Raw genomic sequence first — 19,575 nt, forward strand, 5'->3', positions numbered from 1 at the left:
TTGAAACGCTTGCATCTATTGAAACAGCAGAACAAACTTAAAATATTAAACGATCCTATCTATGGATTTATTTCCATTCCTAATGATGCGATTTTTGAGTTAATTGAACATCCTTACTTCCAGAGGTTAAGAAGGATTACCCAAATGGGGTTAAGTTATTTAGTTTATCCTGGAGCTCATCATACCAGATTCCATCATGCTATAGGTTGTCTCCATTTAATGCAGCGAGCCGTTCAAGTGCTTCGCTCTAAAGGGATTGTCATTGATGATGTAGAAGAAGATGCTTTATACAAAGCCATATTACTACACGATTTAGGGCATGGTCCTTTTTCACATGCACTGGAAAATTTGATCATTCAGGGCATCAGTCATGAAGAAATTTCACTTCTTTTTATGCAGGATTTGAATGCCCAGTTTAACGGAAGTTTAACCCTTGCTATTAAAATCTTTCAAGGCAAGTACCATCGCCCATTTATGCTAGACTTAATATCAAGCCAGCTGGATATGGATCGTTTAGATTATTTGAAACGCGATAGTTTTTATACAGGAGTAGCTGAAGGCAACATTAACAGCCAGCGCTTGATATCCATGCTCAATGTCGTTGACGACCGTCTAGTAGTAGAAGAAAAAGCACTGTACAGCGTGGAGAATTTCCTTTCAGGCAGGCGCTTGATGTACTGGCAAGTCTACCTACATAAGACTGGAATAGGAGCAGAGCACTTGTTACAAAGTGTGGTCCAAAGAGTTCATGAATTACTGGATAATGGGGTTACTGTAGACATTCCTACTACCTTGCAGTTTTTCTTGAGTAATAAAACCATCGATCGCTCTCAGTTACTGGAACGTTTTGCAGCAATAGATGATACGGATATTTTTACGTTGTTAAAAAGTAACCAGAGTCATAGCGATCTGGTACTGCGAGAATTATGTCAGATGATATTGAACCGACAGTTATTACGCATTAAGTTTTCAAATACACCCGTACCACAGAAAAAGCTAGATAAGAAAATTGAGAAGCTAAAAAAATCCTACAAACTCAATGATAAGGAAGCAAGCTACTTCATTTTTCATGGGGAAATTAGTAATTCCGCTTACGCGAAAGCGAAACCCATATTAATTCTCAACAAAAAAAATAAAGTAGTAGAATTGACAGATGCTGCCAAAGAGCCTAGTTTCAAAGCCTTGGCTAAAGTTGTGACTAAATATTACTATTGTTACCCTAAGATTCAAGATTGATTTAAATTACTATTTTTGCTGTAATGAAATTTAACGTGCAACAAATTGCAGATATACTGGAAGGAACCGTCAGCGGCGATCCCGATATTGAAGTAGATAAGCTATCCAAAATAGAGGAAGGGTCAGAGGGAAGTTTAAGCTTCCTTTCCAATCCCAAGTATACCTCATATATTTATTCTACTAAGGCATCTGCAGTTATAGTCAATGATACTTTTGAACCAGAGCAAGAAGTAGACTGTACCTTAATTAAGGTAGCAGATTCCTACAAGGCTTTTTCTAAATTATTGGAATTTTATCAAGCTGCAAAGCTCAATAAGAATGGTATAGAAAATCCAAGTTTTATACATGAATCGGTATCTTATGGTGACGGTCTTTACTTGGGAGCTTTTTGTAGCGTGTCTAGCAATGTGAAAATAGGGGAGAACGTCAAGATATTTTCCAATGTCAGTATCGCCGAAAATGTAAGTATAGGTGACAATTGCGTGATTTATTCAGGCGCTCACATTATGTCAGATACCGTTATTGGAAATCATGTGGTCATCAATTCAGGCTGTGTTATAGGTGCTGACGGGTTTGGGTTCTCACCTAATAGCGACGGGTCGTATTCTAAGATTCCACAAATAGGAAACGTCATCATTGAGGATAACGTGGATGTAGGCGCATTAACTACTATAGACAGAGCAACTTTAGGAAGTACCATTATCAGAAAGGGAGTGAAACTTGATAATCAAATTCAAGTGGCACATAATGTAGAAATAGGAGAAAATACGGTCATTGCATCACAGACTGGTATTGCTGGTTCCAGTAAAATAGGTAAAAACTGCAGGATAGGTGGTCAGGTTGGAATTGCGGGACACCTTGTAATAGGTGATAATGTAGGTATACAAGCACAATCAGGGATAGGGAAGAACATTAAGTCAAATTCTAATATCCAGGGTTCACCTGCGTTTGATTATGGCGATTGGAATAGGTCTTACGTAAACTTCAAGAACCTTCCTAAACTAGATAAAAGAGTTAGAGACTTAGAAAAAAATAAGGCATAAATGACTGCTACAGAATTTAAGCAAACAACCATTGAAAAGGAAGTTTCCCTAAACGGTGTGGGACTTCATACAGGAAAGAAGGTAACACTTAACTTTAAACCTGCTCCAGCGGATCACGGTTATGCTTTTCAGCGTATCGACCTAGAAGGCGAACCTGTAATTGAAGCGTTAGCCAACTATGTGACAGATACAAAAAGAGGAACAACATTAGATAAGAATGGTGTCCAGATCAATACTTGTGAGCATGTACTGGCTGCCTTAGTAGGGCTGGAGATCGATAACTGTATCATTGAAATTGACAGCAGCGAGCCTCCTATTATGGACGGTTCCTCTAAATATTTCGTAGAGGCTTTAGAAAAAGCTGGTAAAATAGAATTAGAACAAGTTCGCAAGGAATTTGTAGTGAAAGAAGTCATATCCTATAAGGACGAGGAAACGGGTAGCGAAATTTTATTGATGCCCTCTGATTCTTATCAAATCACCACGATGGTAGATTTCGGTACTAAGGTTTTAGGAACTCAAAATGCCACACTTGATAAAATTTCTAATTTCAAGGAAGAGATAGCAAGCTCCAGAACTTTCAGTTTTTTACATGAGATTGAAATGCTTTTAGAGCAGGGTTTGATTCAAGGTGGGGATTTGAATAATGCTATCGTTTATGTAGATAAAGAATTGTCTGAAAAGACAATGACTAATTTGAAGAAGGCTTTTAAAAAGGACAATATTGCTGTAAAACCTAACGGGATTCTAGATAACTTGACCTTACATCACCCTAATGAAGCAGCTAGACATAAGTTACTGGATGTCATTGGTGATTTAGCTCTAGTAGGTTATAGAATTCGAGGTAAAGTGATTGCCACTAAACCTGGTCACTTTGTAAACACACAGTTCGCAAAAAAGCTTTCTAAGATCATCAAGAAAGAAATTCGAGATAATGTTCCTCAAGTGGATATTCATCAAGAGCCTTTGATGGATACAGTGAAGATCATGAGCGTGTTGCCGCATCGACCTCCATTCTTGCTAGTGGACAAGATTTTCAAATTAACAGATACTGAAGTAATTGGTTTGAAGAATGTCACCATGAACGAGCCTTTTTTTACAGGTCACTTCCCAGGACAACCAGTAATGCCTGGAGTTCTTATTGTGGAGGCGATGGCTCAAAATGGTGGGATTTTAGTTCTCAGTACTGTTCCAGATCCAGAAAATTACTTGACTTTTTTCATGAAAATGGACAACGTGAAGTTTAAAAGAAAAGTGTCTCCAGGAGATACACTTATCTTTAAGGCGGAATTGATTACACCTATACGCCGAGGAATTGCACACATGCAAGCCTATGCATATGCAAACGGCATTTTATGTGCCGAAGCAGAGCTGATGGCACAAATTTCAAAAGTAAAATAATGAACCAACCATTAGCATACGTCCACCCAGGAGCAAAAATTGCCAAAAACGTGGTAATTGAACCCTTTACAACCATTCACAATGACGTAGTGATAGGTGAAGGATCTTGGATCGGGTCTAACGTTACTATTATGGAAGGTGCTCGCATTGGAAAAAATGTAAGTATTTTTCCAGGTGCTGTGATATCAGCCGTGCCTCAAGATAAGAAGTTTGATGATGAGGATACCCAAACCATCATAGGCGATGGAACAACTATTAGAGAATGTGTTACGATCAATAGAGGAACCTCTGATCGCATGAAAACTATTATAGGCAAGAACTGCTGGATAATGGCGTATTGTCACATTGCACACGATTGCATTGTGGGTGACAACTGTATCTTTTCAAATAACAGTACCCTTGCTGGACACATTACGGTAGGAGACTACGTCGTGCTTGCAGGAATGTCAGCAGTGCAACAGTTTTGTCAAGTAGGTAGCCATGCATTTGTAACGGGAGGATCCTTAGTTCGTAAGGATGTACCACCATTTGTAAAAGCTGGTCGCGAACCATTGAGCTATGTTGGGATAAACTCAGTTGGGTTGAGAAGACGTGGTTTTGAATTGGAAAAAATCCGAGAGATACAGGATATTTTCAGGATTCTTTACCAAAAGAACTACAACGTAACACAAGCGGTAGAGATAATAGAAGCAGAAATGAGCGCGACTACAGAGCGCGACGAGATATTAGAATTCATCAAAAACTCCAAACGAGGTATCATGAGAGGATACCTAGGAAGCAATTAAATTATGGCATCAACTAGCGACATTAGAAAAGGATTGTGCATACGTTACAACCACGATATTTTTAAAATCATTGAATTTCTTCACGTTAAGCCTGGGAAAGGTCCAGCCTTTGTAAGAACTAAACTTAAAAGTGTCACCACTGGTAAGGTGTTAGACAACACTTTTTCCGCAGGGCATAAAATCGAAGACATACGAGTAGAGTCCCAAAAATTTCAATTCTTATACAAGGATGGGGAATGGTATCACTTTATGAATGCAGAGGATTATACACAAATCCGCTTGCTTGAAAATTCATTAGATACTCCAGAATTGATGAAGGAAGGGGAGAATGTGACCATCCAAATCAATACTGAGGATAACACGCCTTTATCTGTTGATATGCCTCAATATGTAACTCTTGAAGTTACTGCTACAGAACCTGGATTGAAAGGAAATACTGCTACTAATTCTACTAAGCCTGCGACTGTAGAAACAGGTGCAAGTGTGAACGTTCCATTATTTATCAATGAGGGCGATATCATCCGTATTGATACGGAAAAAGGCGCCTATCACGAGCGAATGAAACAATAATTTGAAATTTTCCACCACATATAGATTATCTGAAATCGCTGAAATACTCAACTGTGAGTATGTAGGCGATGCTAATTTTCCTGTGACTGGAATGAATGAAATCCATGTGGTGACACCTGGAGACATCGTTTTTGTTGACCATCCTAAGTATTACCACAAGGCACTGGAAAGTGCAGCGACCATTGTTTTAATCAATAAAAAGGTTGATTGTCCAGAGGGCAAAGCCTTATTACTGTCAGACGACCCATTTCGAGATTTTAATAAATTAACACAGCATTACAATCCTTTTTCCGCTTTCGCGAAAGCGGAACAACCCACCTATAAATTAGGAAAAAACTGTATTATCCAGCCTAACGTATTCATTGCAAATGACGTCGTCATAGGAGACAACTGTGTGATTCATAGTAATGTTTCCATTAACAATGGTTGTGTCATAGGTAATAATGTAACCATACATTCAGGAACCGTTTTAGGAACTGATGCGTTTTACTATAAACGCCGTGCAGATGGTTATGATAAATTGCTTAGCAATGGACGAGTGGTTATAGAAGACAATGTAGAAATAGGTGCCCTGTGTACCATTGATCGTGGTGTGAGCGGCGATACCACCATAGGTTACGGCTCTAAACTGGATAATCAGGTGCACATAGGACATGATACGGTTTTAGGAAAACACGTTTTGATTGCTAGCCAGACGGGAATTTCTGGATGTGTGGTGATTGAAGATGAGGCAAAAATATGGGGACAGGTAGGAATACGTAGTGATGTGACTATAGGCAAAGGAGCAGAAGTATATGCTCAAAGTGGTATTTCTAAAAATGTACCAGCTGGAACCAGTGTATTCGGATCTCCAGCGTCAGATTCAAAAGAAAAGTTTAAAGAGTTGGCTGCTGTCCGTATGCTGCCTAACTTTATGAAAAATAATAAATAACATGTCATTAACGGCAAAAAAGAAGGTTCAAGCATTTTTTGAATCAGATGCATTTAAAAATAAAGAGGTCTATGAAGAATTCCTTCATAAAGACCTTAAGATTTACTGGCATTCAAGTACAGGTTATAATGTTTACGATTTCAATAGTTATTGGGAACTGATAGAATCAGCGTCTTTATCTTATGAAAGTTTAAGGTACGATGTTAGTCATATCTTAAGTGAAAAAGACGAGGTAGCCGTTAGATATACCTTATATTCCAGAACCATCGAAAACCCAAATGAAGAAGTGCCTATAGGGTATTTTATCAGTATTTGGAAAATGGAGAATGGGAAGTTGGCAGAATGCCATCAAACTAGCCATCCAGCAATTTAATTTTAATAAAACTCAACTAAAAAATAAATAAATGAGCGTTTTAGTCAATAAAGATTCTAAAATAATAGTGCAAGGTTTCACAGGTAGTGAAGGAACATTCCACGCAGGTCAAATGATCGAGTACGGAACAAATGTAGTAGGCGGTGTGACTCCAGGAAAAGGAGGACAAACGCATTTAGACAAGCCCGTTTTTAATACCGTTCAAGAAGCGGTAGAGAAAGCAGGAGCTGATGTTACTATCATATTTGTACCGCCAGCATTTGCTGCAGATGCGATAATGGAAGCGGCAGACGCAGGAATCAAAGTGATTATTGCGATTACAGAAGGTATCCCAGTAGCTGACATGGTGAAGGCTGCTGATTATATCAAAGACAAAGACTGTCGATTAGTTGGTCCTAACTGTCCTGGTGTCATTACTCCTGAAGAAGCAAAAGTAGGTATCATGCCAGGTTTTGTATTCAAGAAAGGAAAAGTTGGAATTGTTTCAAAATCAGGAACATTGACTTATGAAGCATCTGACCAGGTGGTGAAGCAAGGCTACGGAATTTCTACAGCTATCGGTATAGGCGGTGATCCAATCATAGGAACAACAACTAAGGAGGCAGTAGAATTATTTATGAATGACCCAGAAACAGAAGCTATCGTTATGATAGGTGAGATAGGTGGTCAGTTAGAAGCAGATGCGGCACAATGGATTAAAGAAACTGGAAACAAAAAACCAGTTATTGGATTTATTGCAGGAGAAACTGCTCCAGCAGGAAGAACCATGGGTCATGCAGGTGCAATCGTAGGTGGCTCAGAAGACACTGCTCAAGCAAAGAAAAAAATAATGAAAGAATGTGGAATTCACGTTGTGGATTCTCCAGCCGAAATTGGTAAAAAAGTCGCTGAAGTTCTAGGTTAGAACTTTTTAAAGGCTTGGCTACCTTTATACTTAAATATCCCCCTTATGGCAGATTACACAATCAACCAAGAAGCGGCAGTCAAAATGAAACTGCACTACCAACAGGAGTATTCACAAACGGTGAAAAAACTGGCAGAGATCAAATCCATACTGGATCAACTGAAAGATGTTGATACTGGTGTGATAGAAGATTATACGCCAGAACAGACTGTGACAGTCTCCCCTCAAAATGATCGAGGAAGAGATACCGCAGCACCTAAACGTAAATACAAGAAAAAGCCTGGACGTAAATCCATATGGGGAAAGTTTATTCTTTCGAGACTTAAATCGACTAGAGTTCCATTATCCTATGATGATATGGCAAATCACGCCATTGCCATCAAGAATTTGGAACCTACAGATTTTGAAAAAATTCGTAAGAAAATCATTGCAGCTGCTTTTGTCTTGCGATCTAAGCAGGATAAGATTGATAATTACGCAATCAAAGGCTCACGTACAAAGTATATGGGTTTGAAAGAATGGTTTGAGCGTGAAGGGCTATTAAAAGATGAATTCCGTAATAAAATTATAACCAAATGAAACTTTTGGAAGGAAAAAATGTGATCATCACTGGTGCCAGTAGAGGTATAGGTAGTGGAATCGCTAGAATGTTTGCACAACACGGCGCTAATGTCGCTTTTACTTACAGCAGCTCTGAAGCTCCTGCTCTAGAACTGGAAAAGGAATTGACTGACCTAGGCGTTAAGTCGAAAGCTTACAAGAGTAACGCAGCAGACTTTAAGGAAGCACACGAACTCATTGATCAAATCACCAAAGATTTTGATTCCATTGACGTATTAATTAATAATGCTGGAATCACTAAAGACAATCTTCTAATGCGCATCAGCGAGGAGGATTTTGATAAGGTCATTGAAGTGAATCTTAAATCAGTTTTCAACATGACTAAAGCTGTACAGCGTACCATGTTGAAACAACGTTCTGGAAGCATCATTAATATGAGCAGTGTGGTAGGTGTTAAAGGTAATGCAGGTCAAACCAACTATGCAGCGAGTAAAGCTGGTATTATCGGCTTTACAAAGTCAGTCGCTTTGGAATTAGGCTCTAGAAATATACGCTGTAACGCCATTGCTCCAGGATTTATTGAGACTGAAATGACCGGCAAGCTTAATGAAGAAACTGTTCAAAGTTGGAGAGAAGCTATTCCTCTAAAGAGAGGTGGAACTCCTGAAGATGTAGCAAATGCTTGTGTGTTTTTAGCAAGTGATTTAAGTGCCTATGTGACGGGTCAGACTCTGCATGTAGATGGAGGAATGCTTACCTAAATAGAGTTTATGATCTGGATCTGGTTGACGCTCGCAGCTTGCGCAGCTATCATTATTGCTTTGATCCAGTACAATTATTTGTTCTCTAGAGCAAGAGACAAAAGAAAACCGTGGTTTGCCGTTTTACGGGCGATCACGGTTTTTTCTATTTTGGTTTTATTCATTTCTCCTAAGTTTGAAAGTACCAGCTACCAAACCTTAAAGCCTCAGCTTGTGGTAATGGTGGATAATAGCATCTCCATAGAACAGCTAGGAATGAGTGATGCCTTAAACACTGATGTATTGAACATTAAGAATGACAGCGAGCTCAATAAGAAATTTGAAGTACTTTTCTATAATTTTGATGCGTCTGTTACCCCAAGTGATAGCCTTTCTTTCAATGGAAAATCTACCGATATTTCTAAAGCTATTTCAGAACCACAAGAGCTCTACAGGGACAGAAATAAATCAATTGTACTACTTACTGACGGGAATCAGACGGTGGGTAAGAGCTATCAATATGAAAAGCTAGATCGCAAAACGCATTTGTATCCTATTGTTTATGGTGATACCACAAACTATCCAGATTTAAAAATCAACCAACTTAATGTCAATCGTTTCAGCTATTTGAAGAATGAGTATCCAGTAGAGGTTTTTCTCAGTTACTCAGGAACTGACGATGTAAGTACTACTTTCAAAATAGAAGAAGGCAATACGACCTTACATCAAGAATCGGTTCGGTTTAACTCAGCTCAAAAGTCGGCCGTTCTTAATTTCAATTTAACGAGTAATTCAGTAGGACTTCATAAGATGGTGGCACAAGTGGAGACCTTGCCTCAGGAAAAAAACACGAGTAATAATAAACGTGATTTTGCGGTCGAGGTAATCGATCAACAATCTAAAATTCTATTGCTCACCACAACAATTCATCCAGATATTGCTGCGATAAAGAATGCTATTGAAAGTAATCAGCAACGTAAGCTAACTATCAAGAACATCAACGATCCTGTCGATATCAATGAGTTCAATATGGTGATACTTTATGGGTATAATTCCGCTTTCGCGAAAGCGAACTCTACCATCAAAACTCTTAACAAGAACACCTGGATTGTTCTAGGAACTAAGCCGGATATTTCTTTTTTGAATCGAAATAACGAAGCTTTCCAGATTGAAAATTACCCTCAGTTTGATGATGTGCAACCTATTGTGAATGAGGCATACCCGAACTTTAATCTCGAGTCCTTCAATTTTGATGGGTACCCGCCAGTGCAATCACCCTTTGGCCAGATTACTGCGAGTACAACTTTACAACCTTTAATGTTTAAGCAAATAGGGAATGTGAAGACGCAACAGCCACTGTGGTTTACTTACGACTTAGGGACCACAAGACATGCTGTTTTTGCAGGAAGCGGTTTATGGCGATGGCGCACTCAAAACTATCTTGACTCTAAGGATTTTAGGAATTTTGATGAGTTGATCAATTCTCAAATCCAATATTTATCCAGTAATAAAAAGCGGGATCGCTTGAGTATTGACTATAAGACCTTCTATTATGAGAATGACCGCATCTTGATTTCAGCCCAATACTTAAATGACAATTATGAATTTAAAGATGATGGGATTCTTAATATTCAACTAACAAATGCAGATACTAAAGAGCATATCATCAGGCCGTTAGTAATTTCAAATTATAATTATTTAGTTGATTTAAGCGGGTTGCCTGCTGGATCTTATGAGTTTTTAATAACCGCTTCAAATGAGAAACTAACACGTTCTGGCAACTTTAATATTTTAGAATTTGATATTGAAAACCAGTTTGTAAATGCAAATTACCAAGGATTACAAACTATCGCTACTGATAACAATTTGTTCTTTCCACGACAAATACAAGAATTAAAAGAAGTATTGCTTAAGGATTCTTTAATGCAAGATGTGGAAAGGCAGGAAGTCTCTTACCAATCTTTGATTGATTGGAAGTTATTGATGGGTATTATCCTTACCTTACTCGCGATAGAATGGTTCTTAAGAAAATACAACGGACTTATTTAACAAAAAACAATTATGGAAAGATTATCTAGAGCTGCGATTTTTGCGATCGTAGGAGTTATTTTATTTATTATAGTCATTATTAAAAGTTCTGTGGTGGTAGAAGCAGGGCAAGCTGGAGTTCTGTTTAGACCGTTCAGTGATGGTATTGATACTGAAAACACCTATGGTGAGGGATTTCATATCATTGCTCCATGGAATGACATGATCATTTATCCTGTTAGACAGTTATCTATCAGTGATAAAATGAGAGTACTTTCAGTCAATGGTCTTGAAGTTTCAGTGGATGGAACCGTATGGTACCAACCAGAATATGACAAACTGCCTTTTTTACATAAGGAGAAAGGGCGCAACTATGAAAGCGAAATCCTTGCACCAGCAATTAGTGCTGCAGCACGTAGTGTGGTAGGAAGATACACACCAGAGCAACTGTATTCCAGTAAGCGTGATGTAATTCAAGCAGAGATATTAGACGAAGTGCGTAAAGAATTGAAAACTCAATATGTGCAGGTTAATCGCGTGCTTGTAGAAGACGTCACTTTACCGACTAAAATTAAAGAAGCAATTGAGCGTAAACTGCGTCAGGAACAAGAGTCATTAGAGTACGAATTCCGCCTTGCTAAAGCAACTAAAGAAGCAGAACGTCAAAAGATTGATGCAGAAGGTAAGGCTGTTGCTAATAAAATCTTAAGCGCATCGCTAACCGACAAGATCCTTACGGAAAAAGGTATTGAAGCTACCTTAAGACTAGCAGAATCTCCTAATTCTAAAGTAGTCGTGGTAGGATCAGGTGACAGTGGATTGCCCATCATCTTAGGCAATCAATAGTCGATATGTCACTTACTAAAAATCCGCGTGATGTGATCACGCGGATTTTTTTATAATTTGAAGTGCCATTAAAGCCAGCACTTAGTTCTTTTCTTTCTTTTTTTCTATGAGTAAGGCAGCGGCTTGTCCTTTCCAATCGTCCCTATGAATTCTTCCAGGAAAGAAATCAATCAGTTGTGTAATTCCTAGCATATCTTGATCAGTCATGTTAGATAACTGGCTGTAATTATAAATACCGATTTCATTCAATTTTTCTTCAACGAAAGGTCCAATACCCACAATTTTCTGAAAATCATCTTTGTTGTGTCGATCTCCACGGCCGAGAGTTGAAAAATCCAACTTCTCTTCAATAATGGTGGTTTTTGCATCGCTACTTAAAGATCCAGAACGCTCTCTGGTTTTCATGGCGCGTACAGGTCCTGGTCTAGATAGTTCATCAATATCTATTCGTTCTTGTGCCTTGCTTGCCTTCGGTTCGGATTTCTGATCCTCCGTTTGGGCATTAGGTGATAAAGGAACTTTGACCTGTTCTGTCTTTACCACGATAGTTTTCTGCGAGCGGCCTCCAAAAAAATAGCCTATTAAAAAAGCCCCAAGCAGCATCGCCGCAATAATCGCATAATAAGGCAGGTGTAAATTGAAATCTTCCATGATTTTATTTCACGATTAGGATAATAGAACGGTTCGCACCAGATGTTCCTGATTTTTTACCGCCTCGCGCTACAGACTGAATTTTATTAGCTGTAATTCCCGATTGTATCAATAACTTTCTCACAGTACTGGCATTATCACGTGATATCGCAAAATTCTCCTCATTATCACCATCTGTAGTGGTATAACTATAAGCGTACACTTTGCTTCCTGGATTTTGATCCAATACTTTCTTGATTTCAGAGGTATAAGCGGTGAATTTTTGATCACCATAAAAGTAGCTGCCCTGAAAGCCAGTTGTGAACTTTTTACTGGCCAATACAGTATTAGAGCCACTGTTGGTTTCTTTATTTACCGGTGTCTTAACGCTAGGGCTTCCTGGAGTAGCAAAGCCTGCAGAGGCATTGGTAGCATTCCCTTTTATTTCCATATGAATGCCGCCGTCAACGTATCCCTTTTCTATATTAAGATTTTTAATGGCACCAGTAGTTATCATTCTATCTGCGACAATCCCAGTAGTACTCAACAAACGCTTTACATATTCTGCTCTAAATTTTCCAATAGAGGCGGATTCTGAAGGATCAGCAAACCCTGTAATTTGTAAGGTAGTTCCTAAGTTTTCCTCTAGATATTTCTTAATTGAAAGACCATACTCTCTACATGCAAAAGGTATTTTCACTTTCTCTAACCCCTTATAGACCGTGGCGAACTCGTTACATTCGATTAATGAACGACCATTAGGTAATATAATGTTGAATTTAGTAGGAGCTGTATAATCAGAAGTTTGAACGACAGGTTCAGGATTAAAAACATCTGTACCTGTTTCTGAACCTACTATGGTAGAATCTGAAAGCATTGGTTCATTTTCAATCAATAAACTATCTTCTTTCTCATCGAGAACTGAGCCTTCGATATCTTCAAAGACTACATCATCCGTTTGAAAGGAATCCTTTAAAGAATTGTTAGTTTGATTTTCGTCGGTTGTAGCAAACAAGTCAGTGGATAAACTTGGTACTGCAAACTCAAGTATGGCAATGCATGCTACAGCATACATGAGAAAAACCAATAAACCACCAAAAAAACTTTTCACTCTATGTAATTTAGATAAATATACTAGTTGTTGTGTTTATCAAGGCAACAACTTGAGTATTAGTTATTAGTTGTCAAGGAATTTTGACTTCAATTCAGGTGTAGGAATCATACAGTTGTCTTTTTTTCCAAACCAATCGTATCTATTGCGAGCGATAAAATCGTAAACGGAATTGGTCAAAAACTTAGGTAAAACCACAAATGCATAAAGTAAAGGCCAGGCACCTGATAGGTTTTTGGCGATCCTTAAGGCAGCACTAGCTTTGATATGCACTTCATCATTCTCTAGTAAAACAATGCTGTCAATTTCCTGAGGATCAATTCCATGCTGATCTAATAATTTAACGCCTACATCGCTTTGTAACGCTGCAAATCTAAATTGATCTTTAGGATCATGATCAATAATGAAAGTGACTGCTTTATTGCAGAGGTTACATACACCATCAAAAAGGATTGTTTTCTTTTCCATTATTTCTTGACTGGTTCTAATTGCTCTAGACTTACTAAGGTAGTAAACATGCCATAATTAACTGTAGCTTTTCCTTTTTCAATAGAATCAATGGTACCAATAGATTTTGAGTCGATTAAACGCACCCGTTCGTCAATTTTGAACTCGTGAACCGGCTTTTCAACCACCACTTCTTGTTTAGGAACGGCTTTGCGTTGCTCTCGAATTTTAGTCACTTTTTGGATGACTTCATTTTCTACCTGCTTTTGTTTTCCCTGTGCTTTTTTGGCCTCTGCCTTTTTCTTAGCAAGCGGTTGCCTTTTTACATTTTCAGTGATCACCATTTTCATCAACTCATCTAATAAAAGTCGCTTCTTCTTATTGTTATGAAAATCCTTAGCTAGTTGATCAAACTTTTTACCAAGCTGTATTTGCCGCTGATTTTTATCATAGAGCTCTTGAAAATCTTCCAATTTTTGCTGTACGCGATCTTGAGTGTCTTCAAGTTTATTAGCCTTCTGAGTGGCTTGAACCTCTTTAGTCCTCAATGATTCATTATTACGCCTTAAATCAGAACGTTCCTTTTGCAACGCAGCAATCGATTTGTCAAAACGTATTTTACCTCGCTCTACCTTTTTCTTTGCCTTATTTATGAGTGAGTAGGGGATTCCATTTTTTTGTGCCACTTCAAATGTGAATGAACTCCCAGCTTCACCTAATTGCAGCTGATATATAGGTTCTAAGGAACGTGCATCAAACAACATATTAGCATTGGTCATTTCTGGCAATTCGTTGGCCAGCATTTTGAGGTTTGTGTAGTGCGTTGTTATAATTCCATAGGATTTGCGAGAATACATTTCTTCCAGCATACTCTCCGCTAAAGCACCTCCCAATTCAGGATCAGACCCTGTACCGAATTCATCAATAAGGAATAAAGTTTTATCATCTGCTTTACGTAAAAAGCCGCGCATATTTTTTAAACGATAACTGTAGGTACTTAGATGATTATCAATACTTTGATTATCTCCTATGTCTGTAAGTATATTATCAAAAAAACAAACCCTACTTTTTTCATGAACAGGAATGAGCATTCCTGCCTGGGTCATAACCTGCAGTAACCCAATTGTCTTAAGAGTAATCGATTTACCTCCAGCATTAGGACCTGAGATGACGATAATGCGATTGTTAGGCGTCAACTGTATACTTTGTGGGTATGTTTTTTCCCCACGCTCTTGATTTGCTACCCACAATAATGGGTGATAGGCATCTACTAGATCTAATTCTCGATTTTCAGTAATCATAGGCAGCACGCCATGAATCTTACGAGCATACTTGGCTTTGGCTGAAATTACATCGGTTGCCGACAGATACTCTCTATAGATTTCAAAATCCTCTTCAAAGTACCTCATAAAATCAGTCAACTCTTTGAGAATGCGCTGTATTTCCTCGTGTTCTTCAATCTCGAGTTCAGACAGCTTTCGCGAAAGCGTTAACACGCGCTCTGGTTCTATATAAGTGATGCTACCGGTCTTGGAACTGCCCATGATCTTTCCCTTTACCTTGCGGCGGTGCATGGAACGAACGGCGAGGACGCGACGGTTTTCTACGACACTTTCTCGGATTTCATCGAGATACTCTAACTTAAGATAATGCGTTAAGGCTGCTCCAAAGCTCCCATTGAGCTGCCCACGAACGCTGTTCATTTCCCTACGCAGATCTTTCAATACAGGTGAGGCATCATCCTTAATTTCTCCAAACCGATCTAGCACCGCATCTACACGCTCTGGAATCTCAGTATTTAATGGGATTTCATTGGTTCTAGTGGCAAGCTTAGGGAAATGCTCTTCAGTTTTTTTGAAAAAACGTATGTGATCATTGACTGACCTAGGAAGGGTTACCAGCCTACGAATGCTTTCTTTTTCTAAAATACTGTTCTCAATTCCTAGCAACTGTAACTCCCGATCTATGGGGTCAAATCCATGATTAGGTATGGAAAACTCAGTGGTATAAGAGGATAAATACTCGTGGGTTTGCGCTAGTGAATTTTTGATGTCACTGGTTTCTGGATAGGGAACCACATTTGCCATACGGTCTTTACCGTCTTCAGTACTGCAATAAACCGTGGCTTGTTTGATGACCTTGTCAAACTCAATATCCTGCAAGGTCTTTTTAGAAATTTTCCTCATGCGCATTACAAAAATAGGGTAGTAGTGGCAGTTGTTATGTGGGATTTTCGCTTTTTTAACGCCCTAAACCTCTTTCTTTATTGTGGACTACTTCATGGCTTTGACCTTGGAGTTTGCTAGTAGACTTATTTAAATTTACAAAAAACAAGTGCATGCCCATAAAAATCGATGAGAGTTGGAAAGAACTATTGCGAGAAGAATTTAGCCAAGAGTATTTTGAGCAACTGATTGAATTCGTCACTGCGGAATATAAGCGTACCACCTGTTACCCGCCGGGTAGCAAGATATTTGCGGCATTTGATCGTACACCCTTTGAGCAAGTTAAAGTGGTCATTATAGGGCAAGATCCTTATCATGGTCCTGGACAAGCTAATGGTTTATGCTTCTCAGTTGCTGATGGGGTAGCGCATCCACCATCGTTGATGAATATTTTTAAAGAACAGCAAAAAGATCTTAATAATCAGTACCCTAATTCTGGAAACCTAGAAAGTTGGGCAGATCAAGGCGTATTATTACTGAATACCGTGCTCACCGTAGAACAGGGAAAGGCTGGAAGTCACCAGAATAAAGGCTGGGAGCGCTTTACTGATCAAGTCATCAAGACCTTGTCTAATGAGCGCGAACAATTGGTTTTCCTTTTATGGGGTGGCTTTGCCAAGGGTAAATTAAAATTAATTGATGAGAAAAAACACTTTGTATTGACCAGTGGCCATCCTTCACCATTGAGTGCTAATCGCGGCTATTGGTTTGGAAATAAACATTTCTCTAGGACTAATCGATACTTGCAGGAAAAAGGCAAGGAGCCGATCAATTGGTAATTATTCCTCCTCGTCTGGAAATGGTAAGTCGTATATGAGTTTTTCAAGCGTGATTTCTTCTTTAGAAATTCCCACCGCTTGAAACTGTTTGTTAATTTTTGCAACGGTTTTTGCTTTCAGTTGTTGGTCTGTAAATTCAGTTCGTAGCAACCATTGTTGAACATCTCCTACCTGCAAATCGTAATGTGAAGCAATGGTTCGGTCGATACTTGGAATGTGTTTGAAATCAAGTGAGTAGGTGTTTATTATTTGAATCATTTTAATCAATGCTTCTTCCTTCTCAGCAATACAGTTATCCGTTGCAGCGATCACAAAACTAGGCCATGGAGTAGCAATGGTTTCTAGCCTTTTAAATATCCCTTGATCCACATAAGGCTGTGTCATATAGCGTTCCCATAGGAACAATTGCGCTTCTCCAGCACTTAGGGATTTTACAGCACCATCTAACGTATTTACCAACTCAAACTTTAAAGTTTTTGGGTTCCAGTCGTGCCTTCTTGCGAGAAGGTAGCTCATCAAATGAGAGCCACTACCATAGCGACTAATGGCAATTACTGGATCAATAAGCTGTGCGGTATCTTCTGCAATTAGACTTGCAGGCGCATGGACACCCCATAATAAAGGGGATTCAACATATACCTGCAAGATTTTGGATGGATTTCCAGCAATTATATCCTTGACAATCCCATCAGTTAAAATACAGGCTACGTCTAGTTCTCCATCCCTTAAAGATTGGCACATGCGACCGGTACCTTCTGGTATGTCTTGCCACTGTAAGTCGATGTTCGCTTTCGCGAAAGCGTTATCCTCTAGAGCTAAGTGCCATGGAAGATTGAAGTGTTCAGGAACGCCGCCTATGGTAATGGTTGTCATGATTATGAGTTATGCTTGTGTTTCTTTTTTAAGTACTTGTAAATCTCCTGTTGGGAGCGCACAATGTCGCTAGCCTCTTCATCCACCATTGGGTTGTCTTCTTCTGGTGTATGCATTCTTGCTTTAATATTGTCTTGCAATTGGATCTTCAATATTTGATCCAACTCCAGGTACACATCATTGTCGTAGATAGGGGTAAGCACCTCAATTCGACGATCCAGATTACGGGACATCCAGTCCGCACTTCCCATGAAAATAAGTGGCTCTCCATTATTATGGAACTTGTAAATACGGCCATGTTCTAGAAAACGATCTACTATGGAAGTCATCTCAATGTTCTCACTGATTCCTTCTAACCCTGGAACTAGACAAGTAAACCCTCTAACAATCAATCGGATTTCTACACCGGCCTGACTGGCTTTATAAAGTAAGTTGATCATACCTTGATCCTCCAGCTGATTCATTTTGGCTGTGATTTTAGCTGTTTTTCCACTTTGGGCACTGTCAATCTCCCTTCGTATCAACTCTTCAAATGTGCGTCTGGTAGTAAAAGGGGAGATAAGTAAATGTTTAGCTCTAGGAATGATCAAATCGCCTTCCAAGACTTGAAAAACACGCAAGAGATCCTTGGTAATCCCTTTATGTGCGGTAAACAGTCCGTGATCACAGTAAATTTTAGAGGTTTTAGCATTAAAGTTGCCAGTACCTATGTAGGCGTATCTTCTTAACTTTCCATTCTCTTTTCTTAGAACGAGCAGTACCTTACTATGTACCTTAATTTTAGGATAACTGTAAATGACGGTAGCACCATGTTCTTCAAAAATACGCCCCCACTTGATGTTATTTTCTTCATCAAAACGGGCTTTAGCCTCTACAAAAACGGTGACTTTTTTACCATTTTCCAAGGCAGTTAGCAGTGAATCAGTCAAGGCACTTTCATCTGCTACACGATAGAGACTTATTTTTATATGTTCCACTTTAGGATCAAGCGCTGACTGATCTATAAACCGCTGTACGTAATCAAAAGACATGAATGGAAAATGAACCAGCTGATCTTTTTGCTTAATCACATCAAAATAATCTTTACCGTGCAAGGCCTTGTGCTCTATAGTCCTTAGATCTGGAGCATGTAGCTCTTCATTATCTGTAGGATCTGGAAAACCGAAAAAATCGTGGAAATTATGATAGGTACCCCCTGAGACCATGTCAATTTTTCCAAGTCCTAGGCTTTTTCTAATGTTTTTAATAACCTCTTTTGGGATACGCTCATCATACAGGAACCGGGTAGGTTGACCATCAGTGCGCTGCTGCAAAGATTCATATATTTTGTCAGCCAATTCACCTTCTAAATCTTGATCTAAATACAGCTCTGCATCTCGTGACAGTTTGATAGAGTAACTATCGACAACCTCTTCATCTGGAAAAATGTTTTTCAATTGGAGCTTGATAATATCGTCAAGAAAGCAGAGGTAGTGTTCTTCATCTTTTTGACCTAAGGATATAAATCGATCCTGCTCTGTTGAGGGTATTTCAACGACGCCGTAACGATTTTCATTTTTAAAAGTGACTAGGAAATAGAGGCTTTGATTTTTTAAAAATATATCACTGGACTTACTGGCTTCCACATATTGAGAGTCTAATTTATTTTTTAGATTCTTTTTAAAGTATTCTGCTACCTCTTTAGAAAAATCAGATTTCAATTTTGAGGCGGTCAATAAGTGAATGTGGTTTGCGGCTAATTCTGGTACAATCTGATCAAAAAATATGTCCCCTAGCTGGTGCTGTTGTTCTCCCACTTTTTTGAGAAGTTGCTTGACAAATTTAGAAGGTCTTAAAGCCAGTTTTTTACGCAAATTTTTGTCAACCCTTTTTAATTGTCGCAATTGCGATACTCGAACCCTAAAATATTCGTCCAGATTAGAAGAGAAAATGGCGATAAACTTGAGTCGTTCATACAAAGGGTTGCTTTGATCAGCTGCTTCTTGCAAGACTCGATCATTAAAACTCAGCCAATTGATGTCTCTATGCTGGTATGGGTATTCTTTTATGGGTTCCAATTGTTTCTGTTGATTTGTTCTTTTAGTTCAATAGT

General features: G+C 38.8%; 19 protein-coding genes. 13 read left to right on the forward strand and 6 right to left on the reverse strand.

The genetic code is table 11. From position 1 onward, the window contains the following. Nucleotides 1-18 precede the first annotated feature (18 nt). From NMS_RS10685 to NMS_RS10740, 12 genes are read left to right on the forward strand one after another with little or no spacing between them, the layout of a single operon-like run. Nucleotides 19-1,236 (forward strand): HD domain-containing protein, encoded by a 1,218-nt coding sequence (locus NMS_RS10685; RefSeq protein ID WP_041497673.1) that lies wholly within the window; start codon nt 19-21, stop codon nt 1,234-1,236. Nucleotides 1,237-1,259: 23 nt separating this feature from the next. Further along, nucleotides 1,260-2,279 carry a UDP-3-O-(3-hydroxymyristoyl)glucosamine N-acyltransferase gene (gene lpxD / locus NMS_RS10690; protein WP_041496717.1) on the forward strand — a complete coding sequence of 340 codons (1,020 nt, stop codon included), beginning with the start codon at nt 1,260-1,262 and terminating at the stop codon, nt 2,277-2,279. After that, entirely contained in the window at nt 2,280-3,680 is a 1,401-nt protein-coding gene (locus NMS_RS10695) for a bifunctional UDP-3-O-[3-hydroxymyristoyl] N-acetylglucosamine deacetylase/3-hydroxyacyl-ACP dehydratase (protein ID WP_041496718.1), read from the forward strand. Next, nucleotides 3,680-4,465: an acyl-ACP--UDP-N-acetylglucosamine O-acyltransferase gene (gene lpxA, locus NMS_RS10700; RefSeq protein ID WP_041496719.1), complete on the forward strand. Its 786-nt coding sequence runs from the start codon at nt 3,680-3,682 to the stop codon at nt 4,463-4,465. The genes NMS_RS10695 and lpxA overlap by 1 nt, the downstream gene beginning before the upstream one ends. Before the next feature lie 3 nt (nt 4,466-4,468). Continuing rightward, nucleotides 4,469-5,035, forward strand: coding sequence for an elongation factor P (efp, locus tag NMS_RS10705; RefSeq protein ID WP_041496721.1), 567 nt, complete (start codon nt 4,469-4,471; stop codon nt 5,033-5,035). Between the two features lies 1 nt (nt 5,036). Beyond that, nucleotides 5,037-5,966, forward strand: coding sequence for a UDP-3-O-(3-hydroxymyristoyl)glucosamine N-acyltransferase (locus NMS_RS10710; protein ID WP_041496723.1), 930 nt, complete (start codon nt 5,037-5,039; stop codon nt 5,964-5,966). Nucleotide 5,967: 1 nt separating this feature from the next. Beyond that, nucleotides 5,968-6,339 (forward strand): nuclear transport factor 2 family protein, encoded by a 372-nt coding sequence (locus tag NMS_RS10715; protein ID WP_041496724.1) that lies wholly within the window; start codon nt 5,968-5,970, stop codon nt 6,337-6,339. Nucleotides 6,340-6,370: 31 nt separating this feature from the next. After that, nucleotides 6,371-7,243 carry a succinate--CoA ligase subunit alpha gene (sucD, locus tag NMS_RS10720; protein WP_041496725.1) on the forward strand — a complete coding sequence of 291 codons (873 nt, stop codon included), beginning with the start codon at nt 6,371-6,373 and terminating at the stop codon, nt 7,241-7,243. 45 nt (nt 7,244-7,288) lie between these two features. Continuing rightward, nucleotides 7,289-7,822, forward strand: coding sequence for a hypothetical protein (locus tag NMS_RS10725; RefSeq protein ID WP_041496726.1), 534 nt, complete (start codon nt 7,289-7,291; stop codon nt 7,820-7,822). Beyond that, nucleotides 7,819-8,565, forward strand: a complete 747-nt coding sequence (gene fabG / locus NMS_RS10730; protein WP_041496727.1) for a 3-oxoacyl-[acyl-carrier-protein] reductase — start codon at nt 7,819-7,821, stop codon at nt 8,563-8,565. Before NMS_RS10725 ends, fabG begins: the two co-directional genes overlap by 4 nt. A gap of 9 nt (nt 8,566-8,574) precedes the next feature. Continuing rightward, nucleotides 8,575-10,593, forward strand: a complete 2,019-nt coding sequence (locus tag NMS_RS10735; RefSeq protein WP_041496728.1) for a vWA domain-containing protein — start codon at nt 8,575-8,577, stop codon at nt 10,591-10,593. Nucleotides 10,594-10,605: 12 nt separating this feature from the next. Further along, entirely contained in the window at nt 10,606-11,418 is an 813-nt protein-coding gene (locus NMS_RS10740; RefSeq protein WP_041496729.1) for a prohibitin family protein, read from the forward strand. A gap of 81 nt (nt 11,419-11,499) precedes the next feature. On the opposite strand, the gene NMS_RS10745 is transcribed toward NMS_RS10740, so the two are convergent. The 4 genes from NMS_RS10745 to NMS_RS10760 all read right to left on the reverse strand — a co-directional run bounded on the left by NMS_RS10745 (nt 11,500) and on the right by NMS_RS10760 (nt 15,792). Beyond that, complete coding sequence (locus tag NMS_RS10745; RefSeq protein ID WP_041496731.1) at nt 11,500-12,069, reverse strand: hypothetical protein; 570 nt, start codon at nt 12,067-12,069, stop codon at nt 11,500-11,502. Nucleotides 12,070-12,073: 4 nt separating this feature from the next. Then, nucleotides 12,074-13,159: an OmpA family protein gene (locus tag NMS_RS10750; RefSeq protein ID WP_148311381.1), complete on the reverse strand. Its 1,086-nt coding sequence runs from the start codon at nt 13,157-13,159 to the stop codon at nt 12,074-12,076. A gap of 66 nt (nt 13,160-13,225) precedes the next feature. After that, nucleotides 13,226-13,627 (reverse strand): thiol-disulfide oxidoreductase DCC family protein, encoded by a 402-nt coding sequence (locus NMS_RS10755; protein WP_041496734.1) that lies wholly within the window; start codon nt 13,625-13,627, stop codon nt 13,226-13,228. Then, nucleotides 13,627-15,792 carry an endonuclease MutS2 gene (locus NMS_RS10760; protein ID WP_041497674.1) on the reverse strand — a complete coding sequence of 722 codons (2,166 nt, stop codon included), beginning with the start codon at nt 15,790-15,792 and terminating at the stop codon, nt 13,627-13,629. The genes NMS_RS10755 and NMS_RS10760 overlap by 1 nt, the downstream gene beginning before the upstream one ends. 152 nt (nt 15,793-15,944) lie before the next feature. On the opposite strand from NMS_RS10760, the gene ung reads away from it, so the two are divergent. Then, nucleotides 15,945-16,610: a uracil-DNA glycosylase gene (gene ung / locus NMS_RS10765; RefSeq protein ID WP_041496735.1), complete on the forward strand. Its 666-nt coding sequence runs from the start codon at nt 15,945-15,947 to the stop codon at nt 16,608-16,610. On the opposite strand, the gene NMS_RS10770 is transcribed toward ung, so the two are convergent. Then, a complete protein-coding gene (locus NMS_RS10770; RefSeq protein ID WP_041496736.1) occupies nt 16,611-17,483 on the reverse strand; it encodes a substrate-binding domain-containing protein in 873 nt (290 codons plus the stop codon). Between the two features lie 2 nt (nt 17,484-17,485). Then, nucleotides 17,486-19,540, reverse strand: a complete 2,055-nt coding sequence (gene ppk1 / locus NMS_RS10775; protein ID WP_041496737.1) for a polyphosphate kinase 1 — start codon at nt 19,538-19,540, stop codon at nt 17,486-17,488. Nucleotides 19,541-19,575 lie beyond the last annotated feature (35 nt).

Source organism: Nonlabens marinus S1-08 (genome assembly GCF_000831385.1).
Taxonomy (GTDB): Bacteria; Bacteroidota; Bacteroidia; order Flavobacteriales; family Flavobacteriaceae; genus Nonlabens; species Nonlabens marinus.

Excerpts from the sequence above, each read along its gene's own strand:
- lpxD (WP_041496717.1), top strand. The coding sequence starts at position 1,260 with ATGAAATTTAACGTGCAACAAATTGCAGATATACTGGAAGGAACCGTC.
- NMS_RS10695 (WP_041496718.1), top strand. The coding sequence starts at position 2,280 with ATGACTGCTACAGAATTTAAGCAAACAACCATTGAAAAGGAAGTTTCC.
- lpxA (WP_041496719.1), top strand. The coding sequence starts at position 3,680 with ATGAACCAACCATTAGCATACGTCCACCCAGGAGCAAAAATTGCCAAA.
- efp (WP_041496721.1), top strand. The coding sequence starts at position 4,469 with ATGGCATCAACTAGCGACATTAGAAAAGGATTGTGCATACGTTACAAC.
- NMS_RS10715 (WP_041496724.1), top strand. The coding sequence starts at position 5,968 with ATGTCATTAACGGCAAAAAAGAAGGTTCAAGCATTTTTTGAATCAGAT.
- sucD (WP_041496725.1), top strand. The coding sequence starts at position 6,371 with ATGAGCGTTTTAGTCAATAAAGATTCTAAAATAATAGTGCAAGGTTTC.
- NMS_RS10725 (WP_041496726.1), top strand. The coding sequence starts at position 7,289 with ATGGCAGATTACACAATCAACCAAGAAGCGGCAGTCAAAATGAAACTG.
- fabG (WP_041496727.1), top strand. The coding sequence starts at position 7,819 with ATGAAACTTTTGGAAGGAAAAAATGTGATCATCACTGGTGCCAGTAGA.
- NMS_RS10735 (WP_041496728.1), top strand. The coding sequence starts at position 8,575 with ATGATCTGGATCTGGTTGACGCTCGCAGCTTGCGCAGCTATCATTATT.
- NMS_RS10740 (WP_041496729.1), top strand. The coding sequence starts at position 10,606 with ATGGAAAGATTATCTAGAGCTGCGATTTTTGCGATCGTAGGAGTTATT.
- NMS_RS10745 (WP_041496731.1), bottom strand. The coding sequence starts at position 12,069 with ATGGAAGATTTCAATTTACACCTGCCTTATTATGCGATTATTGCGGCG.
- NMS_RS10755 (WP_041496734.1), bottom strand. The coding sequence starts at position 13,627 with ATGGAAAAGAAAACAATCCTTTTTGATGGTGTATGTAACCTCTGCAAT.
- NMS_RS10760 (WP_041497674.1), bottom strand. The coding sequence starts at position 15,792 with ATGAGGAAAATTTCTAAAAAGACCTTGCAGGATATTGAGTTTGACAAG.
- ung (WP_041496735.1), top strand. The coding sequence starts at position 15,945 with ATGCCCATAAAAATCGATGAGAGTTGGAAAGAACTATTGCGAGAAGAA.
- NMS_RS10770 (WP_041496736.1), bottom strand. The coding sequence starts at position 17,483 with ATGACAACCATTACCATAGGCGGCGTTCCTGAACACTTCAATCTTCCA.